The 13,617-nt window shown below is 37.0% G+C and carries 16 protein-coding genes; 11 read left to right on the top strand and 5 right to left on the bottom strand.

Annotated elements, in window-relative coordinates; genetic code table 11:
* Positions 1-400 precede the first annotated feature (400 nt).
* From BM121_RS04400 to BM121_RS04390, 3 genes are read left to right on the top strand one after another with little or no spacing between them, the layout of a single operon-like run.
* Positions 401-2,101 (top strand): ABC-ATPase domain-containing protein, encoded by a 1,701-nt coding sequence (locus BM121_RS04400; protein WP_091481686.1) that lies wholly within the window; start codon positions 401-403, stop codon positions 2,099-2,101.
* A 16-nt stretch (positions 2,102-2,117) separates the two neighbouring features.
* Complete coding sequence (gene queG, locus BM121_RS04395; RefSeq protein WP_091481684.1) at positions 2,118-3,257, top strand: tRNA epoxyqueuosine(34) reductase QueG; 1,140 nt, start codon at positions 2,118-2,120, stop codon at positions 3,255-3,257.
* A gap of 44 nt (positions 3,258-3,301) precedes the next feature.
* On the top strand, positions 3,302-3,814 hold the full coding sequence (locus BM121_RS04390; protein ID WP_091481681.1) for a methylated-DNA--[protein]-cysteine S-methyltransferase: 513 nt from the start codon (positions 3,302-3,304) through the stop codon (positions 3,812-3,814).
* A 21-nt stretch (positions 3,815-3,835) separates the two neighbouring features.
* Here BM121_RS04390 and BM121_RS21970 read toward each other — a convergent pair whose 3' ends face one another.
* From BM121_RS21970 to BM121_RS04375, 4 genes are all read right to left on the bottom strand, one after another.
* The gene (locus BM121_RS21970; protein ID WP_175495321.1) at positions 3,836-3,979 is read right to left on the bottom strand and encodes a hypothetical protein; all 144 of its coding nucleotides are present in this window, start codon (positions 3,977-3,979) and stop codon (positions 3,836-3,838) included.
* A gap of 145 nt (positions 3,980-4,124) precedes the next feature.
* A complete protein-coding gene (locus BM121_RS04385) occupies positions 4,125-4,409 on the bottom strand; it encodes a hypothetical protein (protein WP_091481678.1) in 285 nt (94 codons plus the stop codon).
* A gap of 152 nt (positions 4,410-4,561) precedes the next feature.
* Entirely contained in the window at positions 4,562-5,020 is a 459-nt protein-coding gene (locus tag BM121_RS04380; RefSeq protein WP_091481677.1) for a hypothetical protein, read from the bottom strand.
* Entirely contained in the window at positions 5,017-5,217 is a 201-nt protein-coding gene (locus BM121_RS04375; RefSeq protein WP_091481674.1) for a helix-turn-helix transcriptional regulator, read from the bottom strand. The genes BM121_RS04380 and BM121_RS04375 overlap by 4 nt, the downstream gene beginning before the upstream one ends.
* A gap of 112 nt (positions 5,218-5,329) precedes the next feature.
* Here BM121_RS04375 and BM121_RS04370 point away from each other — a divergent pair, with 112 nt between their 5' ends.
* The 6 genes from BM121_RS04370 to BM121_RS04345 all read left to right on the top strand — a co-directional run bounded on the left by BM121_RS04370 (position 5,330) and on the right by BM121_RS04345 (position 10,699).
* Positions 5,330-6,181, top strand: a complete 852-nt coding sequence (locus BM121_RS04370) for an amidase domain-containing protein (RefSeq protein WP_091481672.1) — start codon at positions 5,330-5,332, stop codon at positions 6,179-6,181.
* A 51-nt stretch (positions 6,182-6,232) separates the two neighbouring features.
* Positions 6,233-6,706: a tRNA (uridine(34)/cytosine(34)/5-carboxymethylaminomethyluridine(34)-2'-O)-methyltransferase TrmL gene (trmL, locus tag BM121_RS04365; RefSeq protein WP_091481669.1), complete on the top strand. Its 474-nt coding sequence runs from the start codon at positions 6,233-6,235 to the stop codon at positions 6,704-6,706.
* Positions 6,707-6,759: 53 nt separating this feature from the next.
* Positions 6,760-7,416, top strand: coding sequence for an HD domain-containing protein (locus BM121_RS04360; RefSeq protein ID WP_091481667.1), 657 nt, complete (start codon positions 6,760-6,762; stop codon positions 7,414-7,416).
* Between the two features lie 13 nt (positions 7,417-7,429).
* Entirely contained in the window at positions 7,430-8,023 is a 594-nt protein-coding gene (locus BM121_RS04355; protein ID WP_091481664.1) for a histidine phosphatase family protein, read from the top strand.
* 278 nt (positions 8,024-8,301) lie between these two features.
* Positions 8,302-8,652, top strand: a complete 351-nt coding sequence (locus BM121_RS04350) for an ArsR/SmtB family transcription factor (protein WP_091481661.1) — start codon at positions 8,302-8,304, stop codon at positions 8,650-8,652.
* Positions 8,624-10,699, top strand: a complete 2,076-nt coding sequence (locus BM121_RS04345; RefSeq protein ID WP_091481659.1) for a heavy metal translocating P-type ATPase — start codon at positions 8,624-8,626, stop codon at positions 10,697-10,699. Before BM121_RS04350 ends, BM121_RS04345 begins: the two co-directional genes overlap by 29 nt.
* 109 nt (positions 10,700-10,808) lie before the next feature.
* On the opposite strand, the gene BM121_RS04340 is transcribed toward BM121_RS04345, so the two are convergent.
* Complete coding sequence (locus BM121_RS04340; RefSeq protein ID WP_091481656.1) at positions 10,809-11,528, bottom strand: metallophosphoesterase family protein; 720 nt, start codon at positions 11,526-11,528, stop codon at positions 10,809-10,811.
* A gap of 216 nt (positions 11,529-11,744) precedes the next feature.
* Here BM121_RS04340 and BM121_RS04335 point away from each other — a divergent pair, with 216 nt between their 5' ends.
* Together BM121_RS04335 and BM121_RS04330 are read left to right on the top strand one after the other, a co-directional pair.
* Complete coding sequence (locus tag BM121_RS04335; protein WP_091481653.1) at positions 11,745-12,188, top strand: DUF5392 family protein; 444 nt, start codon at positions 11,745-11,747, stop codon at positions 12,186-12,188.
* A 273-nt stretch (positions 12,189-12,461) separates the two neighbouring features.
* Positions 12,462-13,580, top strand: a complete 1,119-nt coding sequence (locus BM121_RS04330; protein ID WP_091481651.1) for a glycosyltransferase — start codon at positions 12,462-12,464, stop codon at positions 13,578-13,580.
* Positions 13,581-13,617 lie beyond the last annotated feature (37 nt).

Here is a 13,617-nt window from a genome sequence, read left to right as displayed (position 1 = left end):
TCTGTTATAGAGGATGTTCAAAAAGGCACCAAATGATAAGCGGCGAATCTCTTTGTTAGCTTTTTTCCGTTCCTTGGAAAAGAAAAGCACTTTTCCTGCGTGCGATGTAGATTCTATGGAGCTTTCCTTTGTGCTCACGTATCTAAAAGCATACGTTCCGCTACTCAAAACTTCGCCGCCTCGATCTTCTTGCTTCTAATTTGGTACCTTTTTGAGCACGCACTTATAGTGAAATGCCGAAGAAATGATTTGGCCTGTAGTGGAGGATAGTAAATAGCCTTTCCCAGCATTGAATAATCTCTATACCATAAGTGATTAAGAGTCTGAATCAAACACTTGCGAATTACCATTTATAACTTGTATTGTAGAGTATGAATAACTATATAAGAGGAGTAATACCATGAAGAAGTTACAACAACTCTTAAAGAGTATAGATGGAAAAGGGTATAAAGCCTATAAATCGATTCAAGGTCGTTATTCCTTCCATCGTTATGAAATATCTGTGGACTATGTACAAGGAGATCCATTTGCGTCTCCTTCAAAAATACGTATTGTGATTCCAGATGCATATCGTCCAATTAAAGATGAATGGAAACAATCAAAAGAAAGAAACATATATGTAGCTGATCATATCGCCCGTTCTGTAGCAAAAGCAATTCAAGCGGTAGCCAAACAATTGCAGGGATCTGGTAAAAGCGGATTAATTCATATTGATCAACCCGGTCAGGAAATTCTAGAACGGACAGCGGTTCAAATAAAAAATGATAAAACAATTATCTGTTTATCCGTTGGTTTGCCGGCAAATGGACGCCGTATTAATGGCAAAGAGGCAGAAAAGTTATTTTTTACGATTCTACCCTCCATTCTGAAACATTCTATTTTTTCGATAAAGGATGAAGAAATAGAACAGAAAGTCCAACTAGCAGATCAACATATCGCCATTAGAGAGAAAATGAAGGAAAATAACTGGATTGCTTTTATTGCTGATGGTGCGATTCTTCCCCGGGAAAGTGGTGTGAGCAATCGACCATTAAAAAAAGCAGTACCTTTTGAAAGTACGAAAGAAAATCGTGTAAAAATCAATCTGCCTCACCGTGAGGAACCTTTAACAGGTATGGCTATTAAGCAAGGAATAAGCTTAATTGTTGGTGGCGGCTATCATGGAAAAAGTACGTTACTGCAGGCTTTGGAGCGTGGAGTTTATCATCATATTCGCGGTGATGGACGTGAATACGTGCTAACTGATCCAGACGCTGTCAAAATAAGAGCGGAAGATGGAAGACAGGTGACATCGGTTAATATCTCTGCTTTTATCAATGATCTGCCACATGGGCAGGCAACAACAAAATTTACGACAGAGAATGCCAGCGGTAGTACTTCGCAAGCAACGAATGTAGTGGAAGCAATTGAGGCGGGGACGACGACATTGTTAATTGATGAAGATACAAGTGCGACTAACTTTATGATTCGTGATGCGCGTATGCAAGCACTTGTTCACCAGGATAAAGAACCGATTACACCTTTTATCGACAAAATTAAACAATTACGTGATGACTTAAATGTATCAACGATTTTAGTAATGGGCGGGTCTGGTGATTACTTTGATGTAGCAGATGAAGTAATCATGATGGATCAATATAAACCATTTAATGTCACAGACCAGGCACGTGAAATTATGAAAAATCACCCTGTATCACGTCAGTCGGTAATGGAAAAACTGACTAATGATATGAATCAACGCATCTTTTTACCTCAAAGTCTAAACTTACAAAAGGGTAAAAAGAAAAAAGTACAAGCAAAAAGTCTTTATACCATTTTGATGGGCACATCAACGATTCAGCTCCAAGGTGTGGAACAGTTAGTCGATGCCTCACAAACACGGGCCATTGCAGAGCTGTTACGCTACATGGAAGCGAAAGAGATTTTAAAACAAGCAAAACCATTGGCAGACTTGCTCGACGATATCGAAAAAGTAATGGATAATGAAGGTTTACAAGCATTTTCCCCTTTTCCAAATCAACATCCTGGTGACTTGGCCCGACCAAGAAGATTTGAAATCGCAGCATGCTTGAACCGGATGAGAACAACAAAAGTTCAATAAAAAGGAGGTACGTGTAATGGCATATCAAAAGCTAAAAGAAGAATTAATTGCTTATAGTAAAGAAATTGGTATCGACAAAATTGGCTTTGCTAGTGCAAAACCTTTCTCGGAATTTAAATCAAGGCTAGAGGAACAGCAAGCATTAGGCTATGCCTCTGGTTTTGAAAAAGGAACCAATGAAGAAAGAACGGAACCGGAACGTTTAATGCCAGGTTCAGAATCAATTATTGCCATTGCACTTGCCTATCCGACAAAAATCAAAGATGAGCCAAAAAGTGTTAAAGGAGATCGTCGCGGTCTATTTGCCCGTGCATCATGGGGAACAGATTATCATATCGTTTTAAAAGAAAAATTAGATAAGCTGGCTTCCTTTTTACAAGAAAAAGAACCAGAAGTTCAATTCAGTTCGATGGTTGATACAGGAGAATTATCTGACCGAGCTGTTGCGGAACGCGCCGGTATTGGCTTTAGTGGTAGCAATACATTAATCATTTCTCCAGAACTCGGATCTTATATGTATTTAGGTGAAATGATTACCAATATTCCTTTTTCAGCTGACCAACCACTTGATGAAGGGTGTGGGACATGCACGAAATGTATTGATGCCTGTCCAACAGGTGCGCTTGTTGAACCAGGACGATTAAATGCACAAAAATGTCTCGCTTTTCTTACGCAGACAAAAGATTTTATGCCAGATGATCACCGTGAAAAACTGGGAAACTATATCTATGGCTATGAAACATGCCAGGTTGTCTGCCCGTATAATAAAGGAGTAGATTTTCATAATCATGAAGAATTTGAGCCTGATCCTGAGCTGGTAAAACCACGACTTGTTGATTTATTATCCGTCTCTAACCGTGAGTTTAAAGAAAATTTCGGGAAAATGGCGGGTTCATGGCGTGGTAAAAAACCACTCCAACGTAATGCCATTCTTGCTTTGGCCCATTATAAGGAAGTTGCTGCGATTGATAAGTTAATCGAATTGATGAAGGATGATCCACGTCCAGTAATCCGTGGAACAGCTGCATGGGCAATTGGCAAAATTGGAGAAGTGAGAGGGTTTCGTGCCATCGAACAAGCAATGGAGCAAGAAAAAGACTCAGAAGTTATCGCAGAAATGGAAAAAGGATTACAATTTGAATCAATATCAAAATAATTTCGTTTTATTACGGCTTATAAAACACATTTGGAGGTTCAATAATGAATGCACTGACCTATTATTCGTATGACTCACCGCTTGGTACTCTATTACTTGTAAGTAATGATCAGCATCTAATCTTAATAAAATTTGGTACCATTCAGGAGAATGAAAAAGAGATTACCTCGTGGGCTGAAAAACATTCTCTACCTTCTAAGTTAATAGACTCAAAGGAACCATTGAAAGAGACAATTACCCAATTAGATCAGTACTTTAATGGCGAACGAAAGACTTTTTCGATTCCATATAAATTTCATGGTACGCCTTTTCAACGAAAGGTATGGCAAGCGTTAGCAAAAATTGAGTATGGCGAAACCTGTTCCTATCTAGATATTGCTCAGCACATCGATTCGCCAAAAGCAGTACGAGCTGTTGGAGGTGCTAATAATAAAAATCCAATTTCCATCGTTATACCTTGCCATCGGGTTATCGGAAAAAATGGTAATCTGATAGGTTATGGTGGTGGTTTAGATAAAAAAGAATATCTATTGACATTAGAGAGGGCGGAAGCATGATGCTTCTGCCCTGTTTATGTGTTATTCTGCGTCTTCTTCAGTTGTGTCAGTAGTAGTTTCTTCTGTTTGGTCTTCTGTGTCACTTTCATCGTCTCCAGCACAAGCAGATAGTCCGCCAAAAGCTAAGAAAGCAACAGCAAAAAGAGAAAGCCATTTCTTTTTCATTAATTATCCCTCCTTCAATTTCCATTCTAAAAATCAATATGGATAATTACAACTAAAAATACCATTTATTAACTAAAATTTATATTATTTACATGCGCTTAATATAAAAAGAGGTAAGCGAACTATTCGCTTACCTCTTTTATAACTATTCTTCTAGCTCAACGTCACTTTCCATTTCCGTGTCTGCTTGGGTATCGTCTTGACTACCGTCCTCGGTTGCACCTTCTTCTGCAGGTGCATCTTCAGCCGGAGCTTCATCCCCAGTAGCTGGCTCTTCTTCTGGTGTTGGCGTCTCTCCCTCAGCTGGAGCTTGGTCTTCCATTGGTGCCTCTTCTGCTGGATCTGGACTTTCTTCCTCCTCACCACAAGCTGTCAAGCCACCTACTGTCAGTACAGAAATTCCAATCAATGATAATATTTTTTTCTTCATGTCTAATTCCTCCTTTTGTGTGTTCACAAATCTTATTCCCAAGCAGTAAACTAATTAATCGTAAAAAAACCTCATTTAATCTAATGTTAATCTCATTAAAACATAGTAATAGATTTGAAATTTTTATGATATAACGAAACAACATTGTAAATTTAATCAGTTAATTTTTTGTTCTTTTGATAGGAAGATTTTAGTGAGATAAAACCAATCATAAACCATACCAGTGCTACAGAGCACAATAAACCAACCAAATCATATAAATCCTGAAACCTTGTAGGATATTCGACTAAAAGTATATAAAGTAATAGAAAAATGATCGTAAAACTTGTTGTTTTAGTTGTAAGTAATTTTAATTCTTTTTTAAAAGCTTGCTCACTATTCACTTCTGTGTATTCCATTCCTGATAGCGAATAACGAATCACTACATATAATCCAAATATTCCTAAAGCAATCAGGATAATTAATTGATAATCAACCGCGATAAAGTTAGAGAATATAATGGTTAACAAAAGAAAAATAACGAGAAGAATGGCTCCTTCTGCATAAAAATAGAGTATACTTCTTTCTTTGTATTCATCATCTGGCAATAAAAAAGATATCCATGTTTTCATTCTTTTCCTACCTCCCAAAATAAATCATCCAGTGTTTTGTTTAATGCTTCTGCAATGGCGACACATAACTGAAGGGTCGGGTTATACTCACCTTTTTCAACTAAGCCAATCGTTTGCCGCGTTACTCCAACCTGTCTAGCTAGTTCCCCTTGAGTCATATTTAACATAACGCGTGTAATTTTTACTCGATTCTTCATAAATGACTCCTTTTATGTAATGTATATGTTACAAATGTAATTTATACATTACATCATTTCTAGACTAATTACAACTCTCATGAATATACATGGAAAAAGGGAGGGGATTTTGTTGTCAGAATGGGAGTTAATCAAAAGTCATTGGAAAGATAACTGGAAACAGAATGAGCATTCTCTTCACAAAAAACAGAGGCTTCACAGGAAAAATGGCAAAAGTATTAATCATATAGATATAATAGGAAAAAAGCAGGATACTACAACAAATGGCGATCGATCAGAATTAACGTATCAATTATATATGAAACTATTTATAAAAGATCAAGATAATTTTTATCATGAAGAATTAGTAGAGCAGCGCATTGCTACTATAGAAAGTGATAAATTAATAGCGGATAAAGAGATTTTATTTCAGACGGTGCTAAAACCAGAGAAGATAGAAGTAGATCAAAATCCAGTTCGTTTTGCCTATGACAGGAGAGCGGCAGTTCAATATGCAGAACGTTGGTGGAATGATGCTAATCCAGCCTATCGTGTTTTTGAAGATAATGACTGTACCAACTATATTTCGCAATGCTTAAGAGCGGGAGGCGCTCCGATGCACGGTGCTTCCAATCGATCCAAGGGCTGGTGGTATCAGAATAATAATTGGAGTTACAGCTGGTCAGTAGCAAATGCTCTCAGGTGGTATTTAAGTGGGGCAACATCAGGGTTAAAGGGAACAGAAATAAGTGATCCAGAAAACCTTTTACCAGGTGATGTGATTTGTTATGATTTTCAAGGAGATGGTAGATGGGATCATAATACTATTGTAGTGGCAAAAGACAGTCAGAACATGCCATTAGTAAATGCGCATACGAATAATAGTCGTCATCGATATTGGGCATACGAAGACTCAGCAGCTTGGACACCAGACTGTAATTATCGTTTTTTCCGAATCGGAGAAGAAGATCGTGCAAAGGATTAAGATTGTGGTATAATAACAAAGGTTAATAAGCAATATTTGAGGTGAAATACATTGGCAGTCCATGTCGTATTATATCAACCAGAGATCCCTGCAAATACGGGAAATATAGCGAGAACTTGTCTGGCATCAAATGTTCATTTACATTTAATCCGACCACTCGGTTTTTCTACCGATGATAAAATGTTACGTCGTGCTGGATTAGACTATTGGCATGATGTTTCGATTAATTATTATGATTCGTTGGATAACTTATATGAAACGTTCCCAGAGGCTGAGTTTTATTATATCGAAAATTTTGGCACGAAATATTACTCGGATTTTGACTTTAGTGACAGTGAAAAAGATTTATTTTTCGTTTTTGGTCGTGAAACCAACGGCATTCCGAAAGAACTATTAGAAGGTAAAGAAGATCACTGCCTTCGCATTCATATGACAGATAAAGTTCGCTCCTTGAATTTGTCCAATACCGCAGCGATTATCATCTATGATGTCTTGAAACAACAAGGCTTTCCAGGCCTAGATTAACCACAGCTTAATTGTTGTGGTTTTTTGATTTACTAAGAGTAAGAGGTGATGAAATGCATAAAGATACAATAATTAAAAAAACAGAAGATATGGTGCGTGAGAAATTATGGGATGAGGACTCGGGCCATGATTGGTATCATATAGAACGTGTAACAACTACAGCGAAAAAACTGGCCGAAGAAGAAAACGCTAATCTATTTGTGGTGACTTTAGCAGCGCTATTGCATGATTTAGCAGATGATAAGGTCGTAGAAAATGAAGAGGAAGGTTTGAGAGCTATTCAAGAATGGCTTGGGCAACATGATGTAGAAAAACATGATAGGGAGCATATTCTCTCTATTATAAAGAATATGTCATTCAAAGGTGGTAACGGAAAGCCGCTCGATACATTAGAAGGACAAGTTGTACAGGATGCTGATAGGTTAGATGCGATTGGTGCGGTAGGCATAGCACGGTGCTTTGTTTATGCCGGTAAAAAAGGTCAGTCTATGTATGATCCAGCATTGGAAGTACGAGAAGAAATGAGTATCAACGAGTACCGTAAAGGAAAATCCAGTGCTATTCATCATTTCTATGAAAAATTATTAAAATTAAAAGATTTAATGAATACGCAAGCAGGCTATCAAGTTGCTCAAGAACGACATCAGTTCATGGAGCAATTTTTGGAAGCATTTTATCTAGAAGTTGGGGAAGATATAAAGCCTAAATAAAGGAGGGGTTAGCTTGACATCGATTTGTTTTGTAAGACATGGGGAAACAGATTGGAACGCACTAGGAAAAGTTCAAGGGCAAACAGATATCCCATTAAATAATTATGGGCGCTCACAAGCTAATGAATGTGGACGTTATTTACAAGATTCCGTATGGGATTTGATGATAACCAGTCCATTACAGAGAGCGAAAGAAACAGCAACAATCATCAATAAATATCTGGATTTGCCTTTAACAGAAATGGGTGATTTTCGGGAAAGAGGATTTGGTGATGTAGAAGGAATGACAGTAATTGAACGTTTGCAGGGATTCCCAGATGGGATCTATCCCAATCAGGAAAGTATAGAAGCACTAACTCACCGTCTTGTGGAAGGGATACGTAAGATTCATCACATACATAAAGGAAAGAAAGTGTTACTTGTTGCCCACGGTGCTGTGATCAATGCGATTTTAGCTCATTTTTCAGACGGGGAAATTGGTTCGGGAAAGACTAAGCTCGTTAATGGTTGTATCAATCGCATCGAATGGATAGAGGAATCCTGGCAAATTAAAAGCTATAATCAGACAGGCCATCTGTCAGCTTTTAGTGAAAAAGGTACCGTTTAAATACTCCGAACGCCTAGAAATAAGTACTCGCGTCGAATAGAAGCAATCTAACCGACGGGAGAGGCCAGAAAAAGGAGAGCTCGCGTCGAATAGAAGCATTCTAATCGACGCGAGAAGCAAACAAAAGAATGCTCGCTCCGACAGCCTCCTTAATAAAAAACTGGTTAACTAGATTTATAATTAAATAAAAAATCTACATATTTACAGTGACATTTGATTTTTTTTATAATATACTATATTCAAATAATCAAACGAATATTTGAATGAGGTGTATTCTGATGAAATGTGAAACATATTGTTATGATGAAGCGGTTGTAGCACGTATACAGCCTGAAATAGAAAAGCTTACAGGTGTCGAGTTGATTTTTAAAGCATTGTCTGATGCAACGCGCTTAAAAATCACATATGCCTTAACATTGGAAAAAGAATTATGTGTTTGTGATGTGGCTAATATTATTGGGTTTTCCACAGCAACTGCATCTCATCACTTACGCATGCTCCGCAATATGGGATTAGCAAAATATCGTAAGGAAGGAAAGCTTGTCTTTTATTCTTTAAAAGATGATCATGTGCGCCAACTTGTCACAATTGCCAAAGCACATGCGGAAGAAGGTGTGCAAATTGGGTGAAAAACAAGTCTTTCGACTACAAGGTTTATCATGTACGAATTGTGCTGCCAAATTCGAGAAAAATATTAGGAAAATTGACAGTGTAGATGATGTTGACTTGAATTTCTCTGCAGCTAAATTAACCGTTCATGGTGAGGCAACTATTGAACAATTAGAAAAGGCTGGAGCATTTGACCATATCAAGGTGTATCCTGAAAAAAAGAAAGCTCCAATTATTCCTTTTTATCAGAAAAGAGAAAATCAGTTAACGATGCTTTCCTTGTTATTTATGATGATTGGGTATGTCTTTTATTTTCAAATAGGAGAAGATCACGCTTTAACAATCGGAACCTTTTTACTTGCCATTGCAATTGGCGGATATGATCTTATCAAAAATGGATGTAAAAACCTGATTAAATTACACTTCGATATGAAAACATTAATGACAATCGCAGTGATAGGTGCAGCTATTATTGGTGAATGGGCAGAGGCTGCTGTTGTTGTCTTTCTTTTTGCATTAAGTGAGGCGTTAGAAAGCTATTCAATGGATAAAGCCCGAAAATCGATACAATCATTAATGGAAATTGCGCCTAATCGAGCGACGATTAAACGAGATAATCAATTGATAGAAATTGATGTAGAAGATGTGCGAATTGGTGATACGATGATCGTCAAGCCTGGTGAAAAAATCGCCATGGACGGTATTGTAAAAGAGGGAATGTCCTACATTAACGAGGCGGCAATTACGGGTGAATCTGTTCCAGTTGAAAAAGGAGATGGATCAACTGTTTTTGCAGGTTCGATTAATGAAGAAGGAGCATTAGTTGTAGATGTAACCAAATCAAGCGAGGATACAACGATTGCTAAAATCATTCATTTAGTTGAGGAAGCTCAAGCAGAAAAAGCACCGACACAACAATTTGTTGACCGTTTTGCTAAATATTATACTCCAGCTATCATGGTGTTGGCATTACTTGTGATCGTTATTCCACCAGTATTTGGAGCAGATTGGCAGACATGGATTTATAATGGCTTAGCTGTATTAGTTGTTGGTTGTCCATGCGCATTGGTGATTTCGACACCAGTGGCGATTGTGACATCGATTGGCAATGCAGCGCGAAATGGAGTGTTAGTCAAAGGTGGTATTCATTTAGAACAACTGGCTAATATTGATGCTGTCGCTTTTGATAAGACAGGAACAATAACTTTAGGTAAACCTGTTGTGACAGATGTAAAAGTGATTCGTGGTACAAAAGAAGAACTGTTGCAAATAGCAGGGGCGTTGGAAGCATATTCCGAACATCCAATAGCGCGTGCGATTCATAAAAAAACACAGAACGTATCATTACCAGAAGCAACACAATTTCAATCGGTTACTGGAAAAGGTATTACGGCTACAATTCAGGATGTACGTTATAAAATTGGAAATGCCAGACTTTTTGATGGTATCGAGCTTCCGTCTGTATCCGAAAATACCGTTTTATATGTGGGGACAGAGGACGAAGTAATGGGGTATCTGACTGTTGCTGATCAGCCTCGACCTGGAATCAAAGAACAAATGAAAAAACTTCATCAATTAGGTGTGAGAAAAACAGTTATGCTAACAGGTGATGTAGCCAATGTGGCAGAGAAAATTGGACAAGAAACAGGTGTATCAGATGTAAAAGCAGAGCTTTTTCCTGAAGAAAAACTAGCTTTCATCAAACAATTAAAACAGTCTCACCGTGTTGCAATGGTTGGTGATGGAATTAATGATGCACCGGCATTAGCTGAAGCAAATATTGGAATTGCCATGGGTGGAGCAGGGACGGATGTTGCCTTGGAAACAGCGGACATTGCGTTAATGGGGGATGATCTGTCAAAAATTCCTGACTCGATTCGTTTAAGCAAGCGGACATTACGTATTATAAAAGAAAACATAGGCTTAGCATTATTATTAAAAGTGGTTGCCCTGTTACTTGTGATCCCTGGATGGTTAACATTGTGGTTAGCCATATTTGCAGATATGGGAGCGACTTTACTAGTTGTTTTGAATGCCTTACGATTAATCCGCAAAAACGAAAATTAAATTTCACGAAATATGTATTGCTGTTGGTAAAATAAAATACCTGTTCACGAGATAAAATCTTAAATCTCGTGAACAGGCACCAATATCCCGTCTAGTGATTTATTTCCACTTAGTTACGACCGGAGCGAATAATATTTTGCATCTTTTCTATATTAGGATAGTCAAACTCCTGGTATTGCTGGCAGACTTTCTCAAGGTCATACGGAACGCGTACATGACTAGTTTGTACTTGCCCATCAATAATATCAACAAGACAATAGGATGCTTTTGCAATTCCATCAAAAGGTAAACCAACACTCCCTAAATTGATAATGGTTTTACCTTCAACAGTCCGTTCGAAAGCTTTGTGAATATGCCCATATAAATAAAGATCTGTCTCTTCTTTTGTCGTTAATTTTGCTAGCAAATCATTGTCCGATTCATTCGGTAAGACGACATCAAATAAACTGTCGGGAGTTGCATGGAAAGCATGAAGGCGGACTCCTTCCACTTCCAAAGTTAATTCCGTTGGCAGTGATCCTAAATAGGAAAGTTGCTCTTCATTTAGATTGTTTCTTATCCATTGTTGTTCTTGTTGCATAGTTTCCAAGGCTTGCTGGGGAACTTCACCTTCTCGAACACCTCTAACAACCCATTGATCGGCATTCCCTTTGATTACATCTGTGTTTAATGCACGAATTAAGTTTATCGATTTGGATGGTTCAGGTCCACGGTAAGCGATATCACCGAGGACAGCAATACGATCAACCTGTTTTTTCTCGATATCATCCAGTACTTCTTCCAAAGCAACGGCATTTCCGTGAATGTCTGAAATAAAAGCGAATCTCATTTTATCACCTCAAATTCATGATAAAATAAAATCTTTTGATAAAGCAAAGATTTTGACGTTTTACAGGTGTGAATCATATAATATTAATATAGAGATAATTTCAGTTACTCCTATGCCATAGTGATCAAGGTGTAGGTTTTTCTTTTTATCACGATGTTAATCCCCTCACTGAAGGTTTATAATATTGGGAATAACTCTATTAAGGAGGTTATCAATATGGTTTCGTTTTTTACTAATGACATCCCCACATTTATGAAGATCGAATTAGAAAAGTTATTTCATAAAATAAATCCTTTAATTAAAAAGAATTCTAGATACATGATGTTTGCTATTCCATTATTGCTTATTTCGATTTTTAACTTCATCTTTTTCTTATTTTTTGGTGGATTCTCAAATGGTATGTTAGCTGTTGTAGTTGTATATGCCTTAATGGCAGCAGTTGGTATGGCGTTATATAAGGAATCGAAGCAAATTAAGAAGAAAATCAAACAATTAGAGATGGAACATATCGTAACCAGAATTGAAAAAAGTGAAGTTATGAATGAGCATAAGAAGAAAAATTATATTTCTCTAATAAAATCACAACCGAAAATGGGATTACAAACATTCATTAACTTCTTGACTGAAGAAAACGATAGAAGAGAAATGATCGAAGACTAAGTAATGATAAGAAAAGGAAATTCATAAGAAGAAGGGTGAGCCTCTGCTCATCCTTCTATTTTTTTGCTGGCAAATGAGAGTTGACAACCCTTCTGAAGCATGAGAATATATATTATGTTCTTTATAAAGAATTTGATGTAGTGATTAAAAGTGTTCACGAAAGATTTTTGTAGGTGAAAATTGAAAATTCACCACTTTTATTTGTTGTAAATAGAACAATATACATAAAATGTTCTTTATAAAGAAAATCGTGAGGATGGAGGAGGAATAAAAGTGGAAAGTGCATTAAGAATTCTACATGTTGTCGATGGTATGAATCAAAGTGAGGTAGGAATTATGATTATGAACGTCTACCGTAATTTGGATCGAAATAAAGTACAGTTTGATTTTTTAACAAGTGAAGAAGGAGAGTATGATGAGGAAATACTTCAATTAGGTGGCTATATATATCGTATTTCATCAATAAATGAAGTGGGAATTATAGGTTACCAAAAAGCATTACGCCGTTTTTTTAAAGGGCATCGGTTTTACATTGTAATGCATTCGCATATAGATCAAATGAGTGTTTTTCCTTTAAAAGCAGCAAAAAGAACAGGGATACCTGTTAGAGTAGCGCATAGTCATAAAACAAAAAGTGAAGCAACAGGAAAGGTAAAGTGGTTTAAAGAGATGGCCGGTTCATTGATTCCTGTCTATGCTACAGATTATTTTGCTTGTTCATCTGAAGCGGCAGAATGGTTATTTAAAAGCAGGGGCAAGCAAGCAGAAATCATGTTTAAAGGAATTGAATTAGATCGGTTTTGCTATTCACATTCATTGAGAGAACAGGGACGAAGGGAACTCAACATCATCGATAAGGAGTTTGTCATTGGTCATTTTGGGAGATTTACACCACAAAAAAATTATGACTATTTAATAGAATTATTTGTTGGATTTCGCAGAAGAATTCCGCAATCGAAGTTGATATTAGTTGGGGATGGACCATTAAAGGCAGAAATTGAAGCAAAAATAATGCACTATCACATCCAAAATCATGTGATTTTATTAGAAGCGAAAGAAGATATGAAGAAATGGTTACAGGTTTTTGACTTGTTTGTATTTCCTTCCTTACAAGAAGGCTTACCACTAACCTTAGTAGAAGCCCAAGGTGCTGGGTTACCTATCATTGCCTCTGACTGTATATCGAAGGAAGTGGACTTGGGAGCAGGACTAGTTCAGTTCATTTCTTTAGCTAATAAATCTAAGTGGTTAGAAACAATGTATGATGTTTATAATCATCAATCTAGAAATCCTATTGAGCCTGAAATATTGATAAAAAAAGGCTATGATGTAAAGCAAGTAGCTCAACAAACACAACAAAAGTACTTGCAACTAAGAGATGATGGCATATAAGTCTAATAGGATAAAAAAAGTATATCGATAGGATTTG

The organism is Gracilibacillus orientalis (assembly GCF_900114645.1).
GTDB classification, from domain to species: domain Bacteria; phylum Bacillota; class Bacilli; order Bacillales; family Amphibacillaceae; genus Gracilibacillus; species Gracilibacillus orientalis.
Note: the sequence above shows the minus strand (reverse complement) of the source record. Positions and strands in the feature narration are given on the sequence as shown.

Excerpts from the sequence above, each read along its gene's own strand:
- BM121_RS04400 (WP_091481686.1), top strand. The coding sequence starts at position 401 with ATGAAGAAGTTACAACAACTCTTAAAGAGTATAGATGGAAAAGGGTAT.
- queG (WP_091481684.1), top strand. The coding sequence starts at position 2,118 with ATGGCATATCAAAAGCTAAAAGAAGAATTAATTGCTTATAGTAAAGAA.
- BM121_RS04390 (WP_091481681.1), top strand. The coding sequence starts at position 3,302 with ATGAATGCACTGACCTATTATTCGTATGACTCACCGCTTGGTACTCTA.
- BM121_RS21970 (WP_175495321.1), bottom strand. The coding sequence starts at position 3,979 with ATGAAAAAGAAATGGCTTTCTCTTTTTGCTGTTGCTTTCTTAGCTTTT.
- BM121_RS04385 (WP_091481678.1), bottom strand. The coding sequence starts at position 4,409 with ATGAAGAAAAAAATATTATCATTGATTGGAATTTCTGTACTGACAGTA.
- BM121_RS04380 (WP_091481677.1), bottom strand. The coding sequence starts at position 5,020 with ATGAAAACATGGATATCTTTTTTATTGCCAGATGATGAATACAAAGAA.
- BM121_RS04375 (WP_091481674.1), bottom strand. The coding sequence starts at position 5,217 with ATGAAGAATCGAGTAAAAATTACACGCGTTATGTTAAATATGACTCAA.
- BM121_RS04360 (WP_091481667.1), top strand. The coding sequence starts at position 6,760 with ATGCATAAAGATACAATAATTAAAAAAACAGAAGATATGGTGCGTGAG.
- BM121_RS04350 (WP_091481661.1), top strand. The coding sequence starts at position 8,302 with ATGAAATGTGAAACATATTGTTATGATGAAGCGGTTGTAGCACGTATA.
- BM121_RS04345 (WP_091481659.1), top strand. The coding sequence starts at position 8,624 with ATGCGGAAGAAGGTGTGCAAATTGGGTGAAAAACAAGTCTTTCGACTA.
- BM121_RS04340 (WP_091481656.1), bottom strand. The coding sequence starts at position 11,528 with ATGAGATTCGCTTTTATTTCAGACATTCACGGAAATGCCGTTGCTTTG.
- BM121_RS04335 (WP_091481653.1), top strand. The coding sequence starts at position 11,745 with ATGGTTTCGTTTTTTACTAATGACATCCCCACATTTATGAAGATCGAA.